The sequence below is a fragment of the Streptococcus sp. FSL W7-1342 genome (assembly GCF_037966635.1).
GTDB classification, from domain to species: domain Bacteria; phylum Bacillota; class Bacilli; order Lactobacillales; family Streptococcaceae; genus Streptococcus; species Streptococcus salivarius_D.
The window spans coordinates 384,738-404,326 of the sequence record NZ_CP150200.1 but is presented as its reverse complement, the minus strand read 5'-3'; the positions used below and the strand labels follow the sequence as shown (position 1 = coordinate 404,326).

Annotated in this window: 19 protein-coding genes; 3 read left to right on the top strand and 16 right to left on the bottom strand. The window is 40.5% G+C overall.

Going from position 1 to position 19,589, the window contains the following annotated elements; genetic code table 11:
- Positions 1 to 5 precede the first annotated feature (5 nt).
- From NSQ79_RS02130 to gdhA, 9 genes are all read right to left on the bottom strand, one after another.
- Positions 6 to 683, bottom strand: coding sequence for a response regulator transcription factor (locus tag NSQ79_RS02130; RefSeq protein ID WP_084871162.1), 678 nt, complete (start codon positions 681 to 683; stop codon positions 6 to 8).
- Position 684: 1 nt separating this feature from the next.
- Positions 685 to 1,308 (bottom strand): GTP pyrophosphokinase family protein, encoded by a 624-nt coding sequence (locus tag NSQ79_RS02125; protein WP_049529160.1) that lies wholly within the window; start codon positions 1,306 to 1,308, stop codon positions 685 to 687.
- A 147-nt stretch (positions 1,309 to 1,455) separates the two neighbouring features.
- Positions 1,456 to 2,079: a GNAT family N-acetyltransferase gene (locus NSQ79_RS02120; RefSeq protein WP_002886697.1), complete on the bottom strand. Its 624-nt coding sequence runs from the start codon at positions 2,077 to 2,079 to the stop codon at positions 1,456 to 1,458.
- Positions 2,080 to 2,186: 107 nt separating this feature from the next.
- Complete coding sequence (locus NSQ79_RS02115) at positions 2,187 to 3,965, bottom strand: ABC transporter ATP-binding protein (protein WP_339313772.1); 1,779 nt, start codon at positions 3,963 to 3,965, stop codon at positions 2,187 to 2,189.
- The gene (locus NSQ79_RS02110) at positions 3,955 to 5,769 is read right to left on the bottom strand and encodes an ABC transporter ATP-binding protein (RefSeq protein WP_061652402.1); all 1,815 of its coding nucleotides are present in this window, start codon (positions 5,767 to 5,769) and stop codon (positions 3,955 to 3,957) included. Before NSQ79_RS02110 ends, NSQ79_RS02115 begins: the two co-directional genes overlap by 11 nt.
- A 3-nt stretch (positions 5,770 to 5,772) precedes the next feature.
- Positions 5,773 to 6,216, bottom strand: coding sequence for a MarR family transcriptional regulator (locus tag NSQ79_RS02105; RefSeq protein ID WP_164332300.1), 444 nt, complete (start codon positions 6,214 to 6,216; stop codon positions 5,773 to 5,775).
- A gap of 187 nt (positions 6,217 to 6,403) precedes the next feature.
- A complete protein-coding gene (locus NSQ79_RS02100; RefSeq protein ID WP_339313770.1) occupies positions 6,404 to 6,814 on the bottom strand; it encodes a peptide deformylase in 411 nt (136 codons plus the stop codon).
- A gap of 158 nt (positions 6,815 to 6,972) precedes the next feature.
- Positions 6,973 to 8,616, bottom strand: a complete 1,644-nt coding sequence (locus NSQ79_RS02095) for a membrane protein (protein ID WP_049529163.1) — start codon at positions 8,614 to 8,616, stop codon at positions 6,973 to 6,975.
- Between the two features lie 178 nt (positions 8,617 to 8,794).
- A complete protein-coding gene (gdhA, locus tag NSQ79_RS02090; RefSeq protein ID WP_002885547.1) occupies positions 8,795 to 10,147 on the bottom strand; it encodes an NADP-specific glutamate dehydrogenase in 1,353 nt (450 codons plus the stop codon).
- A gap of 357 nt (positions 10,148 to 10,504) precedes the next feature.
- Here gdhA and NSQ79_RS02085 point away from each other — a divergent pair, with 357 nt between their 5' ends.
- The 3 genes from NSQ79_RS02085 to NSQ79_RS02075 all read left to right on the top strand — a co-directional run bounded on the left by NSQ79_RS02085 (position 10,505) and on the right by NSQ79_RS02075 (position 13,024).
- Complete coding sequence (locus tag NSQ79_RS02085; RefSeq protein ID WP_049529164.1) at positions 10,505 to 11,611, top strand: AAA family ATPase; 1,107 nt, start codon at positions 10,505 to 10,507, stop codon at positions 11,609 to 11,611.
- Between the two features lie 56 nt (positions 11,612 to 11,667).
- Positions 11,668 to 12,429 (top strand): NUDIX hydrolase, encoded by a 762-nt coding sequence (locus tag NSQ79_RS02080; RefSeq protein ID WP_049529165.1) that lies wholly within the window; start codon positions 11,668 to 11,670, stop codon positions 12,427 to 12,429.
- A 91-nt stretch (positions 12,430 to 12,520) separates the two neighbouring features.
- Entirely contained in the window at positions 12,521 to 13,024 is a 504-nt protein-coding gene (locus NSQ79_RS02075) for a DUF308 domain-containing protein (RefSeq protein ID WP_049529166.1), read from the top strand.
- Positions 13,025 to 13,102: 78 nt separating this feature from the next.
- Here NSQ79_RS02075 and NSQ79_RS02070 read toward each other — a convergent pair whose 3' ends face one another.
- From NSQ79_RS02070 to rpmA, 7 genes are all read right to left on the bottom strand, one after another.
- Entirely contained in the window at positions 13,103 to 14,983 is a 1,881-nt protein-coding gene (locus NSQ79_RS02070) for an ABC-F family ATP-binding cassette domain-containing protein (RefSeq protein ID WP_022496253.1), read from the bottom strand.
- Between the two features lie 83 nt (positions 14,984 to 15,066).
- Positions 15,067 to 16,269, bottom strand: a complete 1,203-nt coding sequence (locus NSQ79_RS02065; RefSeq protein WP_045001916.1) for a CCA tRNA nucleotidyltransferase — start codon at positions 16,267 to 16,269, stop codon at positions 15,067 to 15,069.
- Complete coding sequence (gene dapB / locus NSQ79_RS02060; RefSeq protein ID WP_014633549.1) at positions 16,266 to 17,033, bottom strand: 4-hydroxy-tetrahydrodipicolinate reductase; 768 nt, start codon at positions 17,031 to 17,033, stop codon at positions 16,266 to 16,268. Before dapB ends, NSQ79_RS02065 begins: the two co-directional genes overlap by 4 nt.
- Positions 17,034 to 17,092: 59 nt before the next feature.
- Complete coding sequence (locus tag NSQ79_RS02055; protein WP_014633550.1) at positions 17,093 to 17,935, bottom strand: DegV family protein; 843 nt, start codon at positions 17,933 to 17,935, stop codon at positions 17,093 to 17,095.
- Position 17,936: 1 nt separating this feature from the next.
- Positions 17,937 to 18,311: a DUF1149 family protein gene (locus NSQ79_RS02050; RefSeq protein ID WP_002885550.1), complete on the bottom strand. Its 375-nt coding sequence runs from the start codon at positions 18,309 to 18,311 to the stop codon at positions 17,937 to 17,939.
- A gap of 199 nt (positions 18,312 to 18,510) precedes the next feature.
- Entirely contained in the window at positions 18,511 to 19,206 is a 696-nt protein-coding gene (locus NSQ79_RS02045; RefSeq protein ID WP_014633551.1) for a GNAT family protein, read from the bottom strand.
- Positions 19,207 to 19,263: 57 nt separating this feature from the next.
- On the bottom strand, positions 19,264 to 19,554 hold the full coding sequence (gene rpmA, locus NSQ79_RS02040) for a 50S ribosomal protein L27 (protein ID WP_002885483.1): 291 nt from the start codon (positions 19,552 to 19,554) through the stop codon (positions 19,264 to 19,266).
- Between the last annotated feature and the right edge of the window lie 35 nt (positions 19,555 to 19,589).

The following is a 19,589-nucleotide window of genomic DNA, read 5'->3' as shown; positions in this document are numbered from 1 at the left end:
CCTCTCTAATTGGCGAGAAGGCAAAAGTCGCCACCTTTTTCACCAAGAATGCTGATGTCAGCCTGGATGGCTTGCAATTTCTGACGCAGATAGGAAATATAGACCCAGACAATCGACTCGTCCACATCTCCCTCATCCTCCCAGATGGTCTTAAAAAGGTGCTCAGTCGTTAATTTCTTAGCAGGATTAAGCATGAAGTGGGCCATTAACTTTGTCTCTCTGCTTGAAAGTCGAATAGCGTTCCCAGCTACCAACTCCTGCTCTTCTTGGTCCAAACGAACAGAACCAAGAGTCAAAATTTTGGCAGTGAAGCTCTCACTCACACGACGTTCTAATGAGCGCAGACGAGCCAAAAGTTCCTTAAGGGAGATTGGCTTGGTCAAGTAATCGTCTGCCCCAGCATCAAGCCCGGTCACGCGATCATCAATTTCAGCCATAGCTGTCAACATAATGACATGTGTCCTGTCCCCAGAAGAGCGAATCTCTTTCAGGGCCTCGATACCTGTTTTAATGGGCATCATAATATCCATGATCATCACTTGATAGGCATTTTGTGCAGCTAAATCAACAGCCTCTTGCCCATTGAATGCTTGATCCACCTCATAACCCTGATGCTCTAGGGCTGCCTTGTAAACTCGAGAAAGAGCCTCTTCATCCTCAGCTAGTAGAATTTTCAAAGCCATTCTAGTCCCCTCCTTCTTGAATTAAGTTACGGATGGTCTGCATGGTCAAATCGCATGAAGCTAATTCATCCGCACAGCGCTTAAGCTCACGGGTAATCATTTCTGGATTTTTGATGTCGTGCTTGTACTTCATCTGATGCTCCAAACTGGCCCAAGAATCCTGAGCGATGGTTCGAAGCTGAACCTCAACAAAATAGGTTCCTTTCTCATTTCCTAAGACATCTGGAAACTCGGTTTCGATTTCCAAAATGAGGTGGTAAGAACGATAGCCATTGGGCTTAGCATTTAAAATGTAATCTTTCTCGTTATAGATAGAAACGCCAGGGATAGTCTTGATGACATCGATAGTTTTATAAATATCATCAACAAAGCCACAAACGATTCGAATTCCAATACTGTCACGAATTTCTTTGAGAGCAGATTGGCTGGTTTCAGGCAAATTTTTCCTAAGACACTTTTCACGCATAGAATCGCTTTCTTTGATTCGTGAAATAAAATGTTCATAGAGTTTAAAGCCTGTTTCTTTTTTGCTAGTAATATTAGCCGCAATAATCGGGTCTGTTATTTCTTGTAAAATCTTGGGGAGATACTGAGCATATTCCCCATAAATACTTGGAGTTGACATATAAACCTCCTCTAATAGCGTTTCCTAATTATAGCATAGTTAGACTTAAAAATAAGGAATGAGCCAGACAAGAAGGACTCTAAAGCTAAGAAAAAAATCCAGCCGAAGCCAGATTCATTTTGCTTATCTAAGTTAAATAGCACAAGGCTATGCATCAAGTGATTTGACAAAAGGCCAGTTGCCTAGTTTGTGTGTTTCGTAGGTCAAAACCTTATAACCACATTGTTTGTAGCCATTTTTTTCGTAGAAAGGTACATTGTAATCACGATTGGTAATCAAGCCAAGGCTGTGACCTCCTGTACTACGTACAAAGGGTTCAACCCCTTCAAGCAAAAAGAGACTTCCTATCCCTTTTCTTTGATAATCTGGAGTCACCGCCAACATCATCAGGTACCAGTCGTATTCTGCAGAATCTTCCAGATGTCTTTCGGACTCTTCAACAAAGTTAAAATACTTGAACAACTTAGTGATGCTTATAAAACTGAAAAGCTTGGTCGCCCCATTTTGAAGATAATTAAGCATAGAAATCGTCTGATGCTGTAAAATAGCTGCCGCAACAATGCGACCGTCCTTTTCAGCCACCAAACATGAGTCCTGTTTAATCGCCAAACGCACCAACACTTCCTGCAAGGCTAAGACAAATTCCTTATACTGTTCAGGATTCTTTAAATTACTGGCAATCATTGAAAGATAGGGGTAATCTTCAAAGGCATCTGCACATACTTGTGCAACTTCCTGAACTTCGTCTAGTCTTGCTTTGCGATATTGCATCATAATCTCCTAATCTGTCTGTTTTTTTCAGTATAACACAAAACGCATGACTGACAGTCATACGTGCTATAGATTTTTGTAAAATCTTATAATTTTATAAGAAAAGTTTAGGCAACTTCTTCTGTAAATTGACTATTATAAAGATCAGCATAGAAACCATCTGCTGCCATGAGCTCATCATGATTGCCCTGTTCAATAATGTTACCATCTTTCATCACAAGAATAAGGTCAGCATTTCGAATGGTTGATAAGCGGTGGGCAATGACAAAGGAAGTCCGACCTTCCATAAGCTTGTCCATGGCTTTTTGAATCAATTCTTCTGTTCGGGTGTCAACTGATGATGTCGCTTCATCCAAGATAAGAAGAGGGGCGTCCTTAAGAAGCGCACGCGCAATGGTCAAGAGCTGTTTCTGACCAACTGATAAGGTCACAGAATCATCCAAATAAGTATCATACCCCTTTGGAAGTGTGGTGATGAAGTGGTGAACACCGACAGCCTTAGCTGCAGCAATAACTTGCTCATCAGAAATATTCTCTTGGTTGTAAATCAAATTATCACGAATAGTACCTTCAAAGAGCCAAGTGTCTTGAAGCACCATAGAGAATTGATCATGAACGGTTTCACGTTTCATGTCATTAGTATCCACACCGTCAATGGTAATACGACCTTGGTCGATGTTATAGAACTTCATAAGCAGGTTAACAATAGTCGTCTTACCAGCACCTGTTGGACCAACGATCGCAATCTTTTGACCTGGCTTAGCAAGGGCTGAAAAGTCATGAATAATAGTCTTTTCAGGAGTATAACCAAAGGAAACATGATCAAAGACTACTTGACCTTTAGTATCTGTCAACTCAGCTGTCTTAGCTGACTCGTCGTCCATATCTTTTTCTTCCAAAAATTCAAAGATACGACCAATGGCTGCAGTAGCTGATTGGAGTTGTGTAATCCCTTGTGCAATTTGAGAAAGAGGTTGGGAGAAGATACGAACATAGGTCATGAAGGCTACCACATCACCAATCGTCAAGATACCATCAATAACTTTGATGGCACCCACAAGACAGACCATAACATAACCAAAGTTCCCAATGAAAATCATAAGTGGCATCATAATACCTGAGATAAACTGTGATTGCCACATCGATTTATAGAGTTTATCATTAAGTCCCTTGAAAGCTTGACTGCTTTCTTGAGCAGCATTGTAACTCGTTACGACTGCTTGACCCGTGTAGATTTCTTCAATATAACCATTAATATTAGCCAAATTTTCTTGTTGGCGTTTGAAAAGGGGTTGCGAGAAGCCCATGATGAAGGCTACCAGAACAAAACCTATCAAGACAGAACCAATCGCAGTGAAAGCCATAGTGACATTTGAGTAGAACATCATAATAATGGCTGCCACCAAGAGAACACTTGAAGTAATCAAGGTACCTAAACCTTGACTAAGCGATTGTCCCAAAAGGTCAACGTCATTGGTCACACGAGAGAGGGTATCCCCTTGAGAGTGACTATCAAAATAATTAAGAGGAACACTATTGATTTTCTTTTGGATAGCTGTACGGAAACGTTGTGAAAAGCGTTGTGTAACTGTCGCAACCGTAAAGCTTTGTAAGTAACCAACAATCGCTGAAATGGCATAGAGAACAGCCAAGGTCATAGCAATACTTGCTACCTTGTCCAAATCAATACCTGGAATTGTCCCCATTTTAGTAGGTGTAATCCCTTCAGTAATAGTATTGGTAATTTCTTTAAGCTTATCTGATCCAATAACTGTAATGACCGCTGAAATAATTGCTCCAAAAATCGCAAGGACAAACGGAATTTGGAAACCTTTAATATAGGGTTTTAAGCGTTTATAGGATGATGTTTTTGGCTTATTTTCCATTTTCTAACTCCTCCTTAGACAATTGTGAATAGGCAATTTCTTGGTAAACCTCATTATTTGCCAAGAGTTCCTTGTGAGTCCCTTGACCAACGACCTTACCTTGGTCAAGTACCAAGATTTGGTCCGCATCCATAATAGTAGAGATACGTTGGGCAACAATCAACTTGGTCATATCTTGTGTTTTTTCAGCCAATTCTTGACGTAACTTACGATCGGTCTTATAGTCCAAGGCTGAGAAGGAATCATCGAAAATCAAGATTTCAGGCTTACGTGCCAAGGCACGCGCAATAGCCAAACGTTGCTTCTGTCCACCTGAGAAGTTAGACCCAGCTTGGGCAACTTCTGCTTTAAGTTGACCTTCTTTATTTTCAACAAAGTCTTTTCCTTGAGCCAATTCAAGGGCTTCCCAAATCTTAGCATCATCAAGGGGACTGTTATTGCTCGTTCCCATCGTCATATTTGACGTGATATCACCTGAGAAAAGCACAGCCTTCTGTGGAATATAACCGACTATATTGTGCAAGGTTTCATGGTCGTAATGTCGCACATCTACTCCGTCAACCTTGATTGTTCCTTGCGTGGCATCATAAAAACGTGGGATAAGGTTGACAAGCGTTGATTTACCAGATCCAGTCGAACCAATAAAGGCAACCGTGTCACCTTTTTTAGCTTTGAAACTAACATGCTCTAAAACAGGCTCTGAAGTTTCAGAATAACGGAAGGAAACATCATCAAATTCGACAGTACCCACTTCTTTAGGTTTTTCAGAACTATTTTCAGGATAAGAGACTGAAGATTGGGTATCTAGAACTTCATTGATACGACCAGCTGCTACAACTGCACGTGGAAGAAGGAAGAAAACAACAATCATCATCATGAATCCCATAACAACCTGCATGGCATAAGATGAATAAACCACCATGTCTGAGAAGAGATGGACCTTATTTTCCATGGCACCAGCAATCTTAGTTGGATCTGTTGGAATCTTAACATCTTCAATCAAATGCGCACCAATCCAATAAATAGCCAGTGTCAAACCACTTGATACAGCAGTCATTACCGGTGTCAGTAAGGCCAAAGAACGACCGATAAAGAGATTGTTTTGGGTCAAATCAGTATTGGCCTTTTCAAATTTATCCTCTTGATAACTTTCGGCGTTATAGGCACGCACCACACGAATTCCAGTAAGAGATTCACGCGTTACGCTATTCAGTTTATCGGTCAGAGTTTGAATCAAGCGTTGCTTAGGCATAACCATAATCAAGAGGAAGAGCATGAGAATGGCAATCACTGCCACAGCGACAAGCAAGGCAAGGAGCCAGTTCCCATTTTTATCGGCAATCTTTGTAATCGCCCAAATGGCCATGATAGGCCCCTGTGTAATAACCTGTAACCCCATGGTAAGTACCAGCTGCAATTGGGTAATATCATTTGTCGTACGGGTCAAAAGACTAGGAATTGAGAATTTCTTAATCTCAGCATCCGAAAAATCTAGAACCTGATGGAAGATATCATCACGAAGACGGGTGGTAAAACTTGCCGCTGTTCTGGCAGCTAAGAAACCAACAACTACAGAGGCCATAAAGCCTGCAAATGACATTAAAAGCATTCGCATCCCTGGGGCATCTGTATTCCAGGAAAAAATATCCGACGCTTTAGTTCCCTTAGTTGATAAGAGTGTCGTAATATCAGACATATAGTCTGGAATTTTCAAGTTTAGATAGACGTTCAAGCAAACAAAAATCACCACTAAGACAATCATGATTAACTCTTTTGTCGTCAAACGTTTAAAAATTTTAAACATAAGTTACTCCTTATTTTTTTCTAAATTCATACGAATTTGGTGAAAGACACGGAAAGCTATTTCAGCATCTTCTTTGGAAATACCTTCTAACAGCTGTTCATGGATGGCCTCTCGAAAATGTTTGACATCTCGAGCTTTCTTTTTACCTAAGTCTGTCAGATGAACATACTTGTAGCGTTTATCCTTGTCCGATGTCACCAACTCAACAAAACCATTTTTTTCCATTCGTTTGACCAAATTACTAGCCACTGATTTAGAAATACATAGTCTTTTTTCAATGTCTTTGATAAAGATTTCTTTATCTTGATTGTCAGACAAATACTTGACGGCAAATCCTTGCGGGCCAGCTAAATGCTCAACCCCATGGACCTTTCCTAACTCTTGCACGCGAGATTCCATAGTATTGATGAATTCTCTGAATTCACTAAAAGTATCTTTTCCATGCATCGCAAGTCCCTCCTTGAATAATTCTCATGGAAACTATTTTAGTTCTTATGAGAACTAATGTCAAGAAAAAAGTTCTTATGAGAACTAAAAAAGAGTGAGAAAGAAAATTGCTTTCCACTCTCACTCCCGGAACTGTGATTATTAAGACTTTGAAATCTAAAATCTAACAACGCTTGGGCTAGGCTATCTAAATAATAATCCCCTCCAAATGATCCAATTCATGTTGAATAATTTGGGCTGGCATGCCAGAAAAACTTAACTGTTTAGGCATCCATTGTTCATCTAAATAAGCAACCTCAATCGACTCATAACGTTTTGTTGGACGACTTCCCTCTAATGACAAACAAGACTCCTCTGTTTGAAAAGGTGAGGACTTGCTGACTAAAACAGGATTAAACATAACTAGATTAACAAAACCGATATTGACGATAATAACACGCTTTTTAACGCCAATCATATTGGCAGCCATACCCACACAGGCATCCTTATGAAACTCCAGTGTATCACGTAAATCTTTAGCCAAATAGAGGTCTTCTTTAGTCGCTTCTATCGATTTTTGTCCAAGGAAAAAGACATCCTTTACGATAGTTTTTATCATCTATTTACTCCCTTTTCTTATCTAAACTATGAAATCATATCTCCTTCTTTTATCAGAGACGAAGGTTTTCAATTTCATATTAATCACCTTGACCTATTATATCAAAAGGCCTACCCTCTAGTAAAACAGACAAAAAAAAGAAACCCGCAGGCTTCTTTTTAGTCATCTTTCTTCACTCTATACAAATAACCAATAAACGCCAAAAGACTAATAGTTGAAACACCCATTGCCAATTTGGCAACTGGGGTATAGCTATAGGTCAAAACGACACCATGCTTACCTGGGGGTAGGACTAGATTAGTCGGATTCTTTTTCTTATCTAAGTAAGTAGTGATGCGCTTTCCATCAATTCTTGCTTCTTGTCCTTTGTAGTAGAAAACTGGTAGCGACAAGACTTTAGCTTCTTTTGACTCGTTGTTTACTGTAAGTGCTAGCTCCTTTGGAGAACGGTTGATGGTTGACTTAATTTCCTGATTATCCAAGAAAAGATGTTTATCAAAGACAAAGCCAAAGGGCACTTCTTTATTGGTGTAATCGCCATTTATATTTTTATAAGTTCCCTTAGCTAGCATCTCTCTCGTGACTTTTGTATTGCTTGGCAATATATTCTTGGCTTTAGTCATCTTATCTTGGACAGTAACAATCTGAAACATATTCAGGCAAAGACCAAACAAGACAAGTATCGTCGTTGCCTTCATAGACATATTTTCCAAGATATTAGCCAAGGCTAAACTGAAGAAAAGCAAGGCAAAACTCCATAATCTCCAAGGAAATTGAAGGTTGGATACTGGACTCTCCTGTAATAACTGCCAAGGAAAACTATTCAAAGTTAAAAAAGCCAAAACAAGAGAAATAAAAAGGTAAATTCTAGCTTCCTTATCCTTCACAAAACGCTTAGCAAAGATCAGGCTTAGCACTAGACCCAGGAGATAGAGAAGATTAACTGATGGAGTCCTTACATCACTTTTTAGAATCAACTCCCAGTTGTCTGCCAGACTTAAGGCAGTCTTGGATAGGAGCGGTTTAAAAGTCGTTCGTAGGGTGACATACTTGAATTGCTCTATCATAGGAACAAAGAAAGCTAGAGACATACTAAGAGTGACAAGAGTGGCCTTAAGAAATCCTAGAATACGTTCTTTTTTATTATCCCAAATCCCAAAACTAGCTACCACTGCTATGAAAATCATAAGAGAAGCCAAAAGGACAGATAAGACATGGGAATAGACTAAACCAAGCATGCCAAGAGTCAAAACCCACCATTTCTTATAATCTCCAAATGTTATCAAACGAACGCCAACGAAAACTAGAGGTAAAAAAATCATAGCCAGCATTTCGCCAACGGCTGCCCGATAATAAGAATTGTGCAAGAAATAACCCGAAAAGAGATAAAAGGTAACAAATATCATCACCTGTTTATCAGAATAGTTCAATAAACGTAATCCGTAAAAACTAAGCAAACAAGTTACAAAGCGAACAAGAAATTGAAAACTCATCCAGGCTACAAAGACTGACTGAGTCAGCTTATAGATTATAAAAATAGGATAATAGGTTAACCAGGGATAAAAGGTATTGATTAATTGTCCAGTCCCTCCGTTAGTTGTAAAATTGATAGGACTCTTCCAGACAGTATCCAAGGATAACAGTCGGTTAATGTGAAAGACAATATCATCACCATAAAGCTTGTCCCTAAAAAAGAACATAGGCAGTATCGACACTATGCTGATCAAAAAACTTATTAGAATGACTGTCTGATTAGTATACTTCTTTTCTTTTGCCCCACAGGGATCCTTTCCAAGACTCACGATTATTCCTCTCATATTCTAATTCATAAAAATCTACTCTAGAAAGAGATTTCTTACTAGCTCATTATACCAAAAAAGGACAAATCTCCTCTTCCTCCTAAATCTGTCTAAACAAAAAAAGAAACCCGCAGGCTTCTTTTCTTATTTTATCGAGAGGCTATTGGTAATAGTCTATTAATTAAACGATACCTTGTGCTGACATAGCATCTGCAACTTTAAGGAATCCAGCGATGTTGGCACCTACAACAAGGTTACCTTCATGACCAAATTCTTTAGCAGCTGCTGCAGCATTTTCGTAGATACCTTTCATGATATCGTAGAGTTTAGCATCAACTTCTTCGAATGTCCATTGTGTACGTCCGCTGTTTTGTGCCATTTCAAGAGCTGATACAGCAACACCACCAGCGTTAGCAGCTTTGGCAGGACCAAATGATACACCAGCTTTAAGGAAGACATCAATAGCTCCCAAAGTTGAAGGCATGTTAGCACCTTCTGAAACAGCCAATACACCATTTGCTACAAGTGTTTCTGCATCTGTTTCATCCAATTCATTTTGAGTTGCACATGGGAATGCCAAGTCAGCTTTAACTGACCAAACTGTCTTTTCACCACCAGCAGGTGTGAAGGTTGCGTTTGGACGTGCTTCTGCATATTTAACGATACGTTCACGTTTAACTTCTTTGATTTCTTTCAACAAGTCAACGTCGATTCCGTCTGGATCATAAACAAAACCAGATGAGTCAGAACATGTTACCGCTTTAGCACCGAGACTTTGCAATTTTTCGATAGCGTAGATGGCAACGTTACCAGCACCTGAAACAACTGCTGTTTTACCGTTAAAGTTTTCACCACGTGCATTAAGCATTTGTTCTGCAAAGTAAACAGCACCGTAACCAGTTGCTTCTGTACGAGCAAGTGATCCACCCCAGTTCAAACCTTTACCAGTAAGAACACCTGTGTACTCGTTACGAAGACGTTTGTATTGGCCGTAGAGGTAACCAATTTCACGTCCACCAACACCGATATCACCTGCAGGTACGTCTGTATCTGCACCAATGTGTTTGCTCAATTCAGTCATGAAGCTTTGGCAGAAACGCATGATTTCGTTATCTGATTTACCTTTAGGATCGAAGTTTGATCCACCTTTACCACCACCGATTGGTTGACCAGTCAATGAGTTTTTAAAGATTTGTTCGAAACCAAGGAATTTGATGATTGATTGGTTTACTGATGGGTGGAAACGAAGACCACCTTTGTAAGGACCAATAGCTGATGAGAATTGTACACGGAAACCACGGTTTACTTGTACTTGTCCTTTATCGTCAACCCATGGCACACGGAATGAAACGATACGTTCTGGTTCAACCAAACGTTCCAAAAGGTTTTCTTCAATATATTTAGGATATTTATCGAAGACAGGAACAAGTGAATCGAAAACTTCTTCAACTGCTTGAAGGAACTCAGCCTCATGGCCATTTTGAGCTTTCACTTTTTCAAAAACGCTAGCAACGTACTCTTTACCTGTTGTCATATCAATGTTTCCTTTCAAATAATTACCTTAGTAATTTAATTACATGAATAGTATAAATTTTCAGAATCTTCTTGTCAAGTATTTTCTGCTATTTTTTTGATTTTTATGTTAGGTTTTATGACATAGCAAGTGACCTCTCTTTTTTAAGTTAATCCTAAAATGTTATCAATTCAACAATGTAAGCGGATTCTATTTTTCTGGTTTTTCTCCAAAATTTTTTAAACTTTTTTTGAACTTTAAGGCTAAAATGTGTTGAAAATAATTTAGTAAATTTACTATTTTTACATTTACAAAGATTACCAACTATGCTATCATAAATTTAGTAATTTTACTAAATCTCAAAAAGGATCATTTTTTATGAAAAGAAAACATTTATCAGGAAAGCGCATCGGCATTGTTTTTGGAACTTTCGCTCCAATGCACGTTGGACACGTTGACCTCATTACCAAGGCAAAACGTGCTAATGACAATGTGCTCGTCATCGTAAGTGGCAGCAACACACAAGAAGATCGTGGGACACGCGCAGGCCTATCACTCAATCGACGTTTCCGTTATGTTCGAGAAGTCTTCTATGATGATGAATTAGTCGTTGTGGATAAACTAGACGAAGCTGGGATGCCAGCCTATCCAGAGGGCTGGGTGCCTTGGGTTAATCGTGTCAAAGAGCTTATCGCTAAGAATACGGATGATCCTGAAAAGATTACCTTCTATGTTGGAGAGCCAGAGTATGTAACTGAGCTCAATCGCTATTACCCTCAAGCTCAGGTAGAACTCATCGAACGGTCTATTATCAATATCTCTGCTACTGAGATTCGAGACAATCCGATGGAAAATTGGCGTTTTATCACCAAGCCTTTCCGTCGCCACTTTACGCGCAAGGTCCTTGTTGTGGGCTCTGCTAGCGGTGGAAAGACTACTCTTGTTAAGGATTTGGCCCGCACTTACAATGCTCCCTGCTCTCTGGAATATGCTAGGGAATATCAAGAAAAGTACAATGTACGAGATGATGAATTAGATACCAACGACTATATTCATCTCCTAACAGATCAATACGCCCAGACCTCTGATATCATTGACAAAGGGCAACACTCAGGACTTATCTTTGCCGATACCAATTCAACAGTCACTAAGGTCTATATTGACTACTATTTGAAAGAAAATATCTCCCAAGAAGAGTTCGACATGTTGGATCGTCTCTATCAGGTAACTCAAGCCCGTGAAAAGTGGGATTTGATTTTTGTGATCCTGCCAAAATCAAACTATGTAGATGATGGTTTCCGTGACATGACTATGGCTGATAATCAAACACGTGACTGGTTTACCCAGCACCTCCTAGACCTCCTATCACCATTCAAGGATAAAATCGTTATTTTAGGGGAAAATAGCAATAGCGACAGCTTCTTTGCGGACAACTACCACAATGCCAAAAAAGCAATCAAGGAACGTTTACACATCGAGATTTAGAAGACTGATGTAAAGCAATCATCATTTGAACTTACAATAAATAGAGGAGGAAACCTATGACTAAAACCTTCGAAAACTCTGGTAGTGAAAAGGAATTTTTGGACATCTATCGGCGAGAGGAAGTGGATAAGTACGTTAAGCCCTCAGTGACCGTTGACTCGGTCATCTTCCGCTATTATGAAGGAAGAGTCCAAACCTTACTTATCAAGCGAAAAAACCATCCCTTCATGGGGAAATACGCCCTCAGTGGTGGCTTCGTTCAGGAGCAAGAAGATCTCAATCTAGCTGTCTGTCGTGAGGTACAGGAGGAAACATCCGTTAAACTCAACCCTGACCACATTGAGCAACTCATTACAGTGGGAACACCTTATCGTGATCCTCGAATGTGGACCATTACAGTGGCTTATCTCTGCTTTATGACCTTTAATGACATTCAAGTGGAAAAGGCTGCCGACGATGCGGCGTCTACGCATTGGTTAGACATCGCCATGGTAGACGGTCGACTGCAACTTGTTGATGGCGATAAGACACTGTCACATGATGACCTCGCCTTTGACCACTGGGAAATCCTCTTAACAGCTATGGAACGTATCAAGGGACGACTCGAATACTATCCAACTATCCTTTCCATTATGCCCGAGGAAAACACTTTGACTACCTACCGTCAACTTTTTGGTACCTTTAATGAAGACTACCTCAAGATGGATTCCACAAATTTCTTGCGCCGCTTTAAACACCTCTTCCAAAAAACAGGTCGTCAGGTAGCTACGAGAACCAGAAAAGCTGCCACCTACACTTATCTCATCAAGCCACTCTAAACTAGGTCTTTAAGCCACTCTAAACTAGTTCTTTGTTTGACAATTTGATACTTACATAGTAGTATTAAGAAAAATTAATAAGAGGTATCCTATGAAAAGTTTTATATTGATTAGTGGAATTCTCATTACACTCTTGGGTGTCTTTTTCTTCGCTAATCCTACAAATCTTCTTGCCATCGTTGGTTGGCTATTTGCCCTAGTAATGCTGGTATCTGGTGTTTCAAGTCTTATGGTTTATTTTAAACGAGATAACGAAAACCGCTCCTTCTTCCAACTGCTTCAGAGTATCATTTCCATTGTTTTTGGAATTATTTTGCTATCAACATCAGCATGGGTGCTCTCAGGTGTAGCTGTAACTATTATCGCTTGGTGGCTCCTTGTCTCAGCCTTTACACAAGGCTTTCAAGCTTATCGTCAACGTCAATTCGGCTTCTCAGGACAACCTGCCCTGTCAATCGCCTTGATTTGTCTGGTATTTGGGCTCTTGCTCTTTAGTGCTCCGTTTTTCTCAGCCTTTCTTATTGGGCGCTTGGTAGCTTCCTTAATTATCTTTGCGGGTGTCTCAATCCTCTCCTTTTCATTCCGCTTGTGGTAGGAAGAAACTAGACACTACATAAACATAAAAAAGCCTTGCATATGCAAGGCTTTTGTCATACTTTGATTACTAAAGAGCTTATCCCTCTAGCTCACTCAAATACTCATAGCGTTCATACTTTTCAAGTAAGGTTTCGTTAGCAGCATCCAAATCACGTTGAAGGGTAGCTAACTGTCCATAATCGCTAGCATTTTCAAGCATAGCTGCTTCAATCTCTTCGATTTTGGCTTCAAGGTCAGCAATCTCGTCTTCGATGGTCGCCCACTCTTGTTTTTCAAAGTAGCTCATGCGTTTTTTGTCTTCTTTAACTTTCTCAACTTTAACGCTAGCTTGCTCTTTTTCCTTCTCGAGGAGGGCTGATTGCTCTTGTAAGAAGGCTTTTTCATCAAGGTAGTCTGTGTAGTTACCAAAGAACTCTCGAACACCACCCTCTTCAAAGGCTAGAATCTTGTTAGCTACCTTGTCCAAGAAATAGCGGTCGTGACTAACGGTAACGACAGGGCCGCCAAAACCATTAAGGAAGTTTTCCAAAACCGTCAAAGTTGCAATGTCCAAATCATTTGTCGGCTCATCCAAGAGCAGAACGTTGGGCTTTTCAATCAGAATCTTAAGTAGATAAAGACGTTTCTTTTCCCCACCAGAGAGCTTGGCAATCTGTGTCCCATGGGTAGAACGAGGGAAAAGGAATTGCTCCAAGAGCTCTGTGATACTGGTTGTTCCAACCGTTGTCTTAACTTCATCTGCAACTTCTTGCAAGTAGTTAATGACACGCTTGCTCTCATCCATATCTTTAATTTGCTGTGAGAAATAACCAATACGTACCGTCTCACCAATATCTAGGACACCAGCTGTAGGCACAAGGTCACCATTAATCAGATTGAGCAAGGTCGATTTCCCGACACCATTATCCCCAACAATACCGATACGATCACGATTTTGCATGATAAGATTGAAATCACTGAGAATTTGCTTGCCATCTTCATAAGCGAAATCGACATGCTCGAAGTTCACTACCTTCTTACCAATACGGCTGGTCTCAAAGTTAATTTCAAGATCCTCATTATTGACCGTTTGGTGAACCTCACCCTTAAGATCCTTAAAGCGATTGATACGAGCTTGTTGTTTAGTCGCACGTGCCTGTGGTTGCGTTCGCATCCATGCCAACTCCTGCTTATAGAGTTGCTTTTTCTTGTGAAGGGCTGCTGCATCTCGTTCATCTTGTTCGGCCTTTAGACGCACATAGTCTTGGTAATTCCCCTGGTATTCAATCAGATTAGCCTGGTCTAACTCAAAGATACGTGTGGCTACATTGTCCAAGAAATAACGGTCGTGGGTAATAAAGAGTACCGTCTTTTTAGAAGACTTGAGAAAATTCGTCAACCAAGCAATAGTATCAATATCCAAATGGTTGGTTGGCTCATCCAAGAGCAGGAGATCTGCATCATTTAAGAGAACCTGAGCCAACTGCACACGACGACGAAGACCACCTGAGAGGTCCCCGACCTTTTGCGAGAGGTCTGACAATCCCAACTTAGACAAGACTGTCTTAACCTCACTCTCAATGGACCAAGCATCTAGACTATCCATCTCAGCCATAACCTTCTCCAAGCGAGCCTGATTCTCCTCAGAATAATCTGCCATAAGGGTTTCATATTCACGAATCAAAGCCATCTCACGAAGGTCTGATGACAAGACCGTATCAAGCACTGTCTTGCTATCATCAAATTCTGGCTCCTGAGTCAAATAAGCAATCTTATAGCCATTAGCCTTAGTGAAAGGTGACACATCACCATCAAAACCAATACGCTCAGAGACAACATCTAACAAGGTTGTCTTACCTGTCCCATTGACACCAATAATCCCAATACGATCCAAATCATGGATAATAAATGAAATCTCTTTAAAAACCGTCTTGTCTCCAACGGACTTGGTTAATTTTTCAACAATAAAATCTGACATCTTACTTCCTTCTTACAAATAACACCGCTACGGATCCTACGCATGCTCTGTAGCGGTGTGTCATTTTTATAACGTCCGTAGACTTATTTCATCGCTTGAACAAAGGCCATAATAGCTTCCTTGTCATTAGCTAGTTTCCCATCAACGATGGCATTTTCAATGGCTTTAAGTGTACGTCCAAGGTCCGGACCAGGTTTGAATCCTAGCTCCTTCATCAGTGTGCCACCATTCACAACGATTTCGTGCTTATCATGGATGAGCAACTGACCATCCAAATCGGCAATACGCTCATAATCGACGTCCAAGCCCTGAGCCTGTCTCAAAGTTTCAGCCGCCTCTAAGAGCTCCTTACCATACTGATAAACATCTTGTTTAGTCACGGCTCTCTCCAAACGGAAATTGAAAATCTCAATCAAGGACTGAACTGTCTTTTGGAAATTAACAGACGTCTTCCATTTTTTAAGGAAAGAGCGTGGATTATCATGCTTGAGAGCCAAAAGAGTTGCCGCCCAAGCCTGTTCAGAACTTGTAAATCTAAAGTCCTCCACATAGTCTGCCACAAAAGACTGCCATTCTTCAGCAGTTTCTTGAAAATCCGGAAGGTACTGATAAGCCTTAGTCGCTAGAAGTGCCTTGATTCCCTTTTTCCAATGTGGGGCCAAAAGCAACTTATCGAACTCGATGAAACTTCGCTCAATCGAAATCTTTTCCAGAAGTGGGGCATGGCTGGTCATAGCCTGAAAAGTCTTTTCTTCGATATCAAAGTCTAAACTCGCTGCAAAACGTAGTCCTCGCATGATACGAAGGGCATCCTCGTTAAAGCGTTCCTCAGCCTTACCAACAGCCCTCAAAACATGATTGTCCAAATCAGTAAGACCATCAAACTTGTCGATAATCTCAGCATTTTCATTAAGAGCAAAAGCATTGACTGTAAAATCACGACGCTTAAGATCTTCTTCCAATGAACGCACAAAGGACACGCTAGACGGACGACGATAATCTACATAGACGTCCTCTGTTCGGAAGGTCGTCACCTCATACTCACCGCCATTTTCCAAGACCAAAATGGTCCCATGCTCAATACCGATATCCACCGTACGCTCGAAGATCTGCTTGGTCTCCTCAGGATATGAAGACGAAGCAATGTCTACATCATGAATGGGACGGTTAAGAAGGGCATCTCGTACCGAACCACCAACAAAGTAAGCCTCAAAACCCGCTGCTTTAATCTTCTCTAATATTGGTAAAGCCTTCTGAAACTCAGAAGGCAAATAACTTAATCTCATAGTAAATGTTCCAAACCATAAACAAGCTGATCACGTTTAACCACTTCTTTAATACCGAGGTTAACCCCACCCATAAAGGAAATACGGTCATAAGAATCATGACGCAAGGTCAAACCTTCTCCTTGAGCACCAAAGATAACCTCTTGGTGAGCCACAAGTCCTGGCAAACGCACACTGTGAATACGGAAACCATCAAACTCAGCACCACGTGCTCCAGCAAGTGTTTCCACCTCATCCTCAGCACCTTGACGTTTTGTTTCGCGAACCTCACGGATAAGTTCAGCTGTTTTCACCGCTGTACCTGAAGGCGCATCTTTTTTCTTGTCATGGTGAAGCTCAATGATTTCAAGATCTGGGAAATATTTACTAGCTTCTACCGCAAACTTCATAAGAAGGATAGCACCAATAGCAAAGTTAGGTGCAATCAAACCACCAATAGACTTGTCTTTAGAAAGGTCTGTCAATTCCTGAATTTGTGCTTCAGTAAATCCTGTGGTACCCACAACTGGTGCAAAACCATTCTCCAAAGCAAAACGAGTATTTTCATAGGCAACAGCTGGCATAGTGAAATCCACCCAGACATCTGCGTCAAAGCCAACCAAATCCGCTTTATCTGTGAAGACAGGAACACCGTCCACTTCTTTTTCTGTCGCAAATGGGTCAAGCAAGGCAGCCAAAGTCAATTCGTCATCTCCCTTGACCATTTCAACCGCAGTTGAACCCATTCTTCCTTTAAATCCAGCAACAATAACTTTAATAGACATGTTATTTTCCCTCTCTATTGATCTTAATCATAGACAAGCCCATCCCAGATGGATAGTACTTATTTGGTAAATTTAGGTGTTAGACCTAGTACTAGCGCTCCTTCACCCAAGTGTGTCGCAATTACAGCACATAAGGATACCACTGTTGAAACGCTAATTCCCTCTGCTTCTAGCTGCCTTTTAAAATCTTCAGCTTTTTCAGGAGCATTCGTGTGAAGAATACTAAGTTCCATTTCACGATTTTCCTCAGCTAGAGCAACCAAACGTTTCACAGCTTTCTTCTCTGTACGCACCTTTTCAAAAACAACGATTTTTCCTTCGTCATTAAAATTCAAAATAGGTTTGATAGACAAAAGATTTCCTAAAATCGCCGAACCATTCGACAAACGGCCACCCTTAACCAGATGATTAAGATCATCCACAAGAATATAAGCCGTCGTTTGATCAACTTGTTCCTCAAGCTTCTTCAAAATGCTCTCAAAAGACATCCCTTGGGCTGACCAATGCAAAACGTTTCTCACCATGGCTCCCATAGGAGCTGCTGTGATTTTTGTATCAGGAAAAGTAATCTTCAACTTGGCATGGTCCTCAATCAAAATCTGACTATTGGCCCAAAAACCAGAGATTCCTGAAGAAAGGAAAAGCCCAATGACATGGGTATAACCTTTCTCCTCCAACTCCGTAAGCAAGTTATCCAAGTCAGCTAGATTAGGTTGCGACGTCTTGAGCAGTTCCTCAGAGTTTGCCATTTGCGCATAAAACTGATTGACATCCAAGTTTTTTCCTTCAACAAAAGGCTGCCCCTCAATGATGACCGGAATATCTAAAACATAAACATCAGCATGGCCCTGAATTTCAGCAGGGAGATTAACCGATGAATCCGTAATAACTGCAAGAGACATCTTAGAACTCCAAATTGATACCTGGACGATCCAAGGCAATTTCAGTTACTTCATAAGTCAAACGTTGAAGCGTATCCAAGAGCGGTGCAGCCAAGGCTTCTGCTTCTTCTTGTGAGAAGTCTTTTGGTTCATTGACGATACGGTTTTGAATGTGGTCCATTTGAGAAACAATCCCTGAGATAACAAACTCATCACGGACAATCATAAATTGCAAAACAGCTACAACAGACGTATTGTTAGCTTCTTCATCTTTATTGTGCAACTGGAAAGTTACTTCAACATTTGTTTTAGGAACACCATTCTCTTTTTCCCACTCATGGTTACGAACATCATAGTGGTAACGGTTAACAAATACTTTTTCGCGAATTAAATCCATTAGTCATATTCTCCTTGATACAATTACTCTTTATTATAGCATAAATATGCTTTATTATGGGAATATTATTGACAGAAAAATGAGTATTTAGACTGATTTTGACAGCAACAATAATCACTAGAAAAGTAGGAGCTTTGATTTAGGACTAAGACTACTAAAATAAGGCTCCTTCACCAGAAGAGAGCCCTTTTATTGCCAGCTAACAGTCTCTTAAAGAATGTTTCTGCTGTCCCTTTTCATCAAAATTCTCAGGAGCTAGCCAATTCTCAAATCGTTTCTTAAGTGCTGGCCACTCACTCTCAATAATCGAGAACCAGTCCGTATCACGGCTACGTCCCTTATAGATAGCATGGTTACGAAAACGCCCCTCATAGGTGAACCCTAAACGCATGGCAGCATTGGCAGAAGGACGGTTAAGACTATCACATTTCCACTCATAACGACGATAGTTAAGATCTTCAAAGACATATTTCATAAGCAGGTATTGAGCTTCTGTGGCTGCTCTAGTCTTTTGTAAAGCAGGTGCCAAAATCACTCGACCCATCTCAACACTACGATTTTTCGGCGTAATAGCCATAAGTGAAAAGGTTCCTAGAACCTTACCTGAAGCCTTATCCCTGATAGCAAAGAAATAAGGATTCTGGGATTGCTCATAATCCTCCAAACACTGACGTACAGCTTCTTCAGATTCAAATGGATCCGCATACATATAGGTCCAATCAGAAAGAATCTGATTAGTAAAGTAAAAGTCTAAAATGTCCTTATAATGCTCTGCAACCGTCAAATGTTCAACGCTACAATAACGACCTTCTAATAGGGCAACATCTGGCATCTTACCTGGACTAGCATCCGCTAGACTTGGCCCCACTTCTTGTTGGTAGTGATTTAAAGGCATAGAATTCTCCTTTTTTCATAAAGAAAAGCCTACACAAAAGTGCAGACTTTAGCTTAATTATTTAGCAACTGGGTATACAGATACTTGTTTTTTGTCGCGACCTTTACGTTCGAAACGTACAACACCTTCAACTTTAGCGAAGAGTGTATCGTCACCACCACGGCCTACGTTTACACCTGGGTAGATGTGTGTGCCGCGTTGACGGTAAAGGATTGATCCACCTGATACAGTTTGTCCATCAGCTGCTTTAGCACCAAGACGTTTAGCTTGTGAATCACGACCATTGGAAGTAGAACCCCCACCTTTTTTGTGGGCGAAAAGTTGCAAGTTTTCAAGAGTTTTCAACATAAGATTGTGTCCTTTCTTAGTGATTAGTCGCTAAC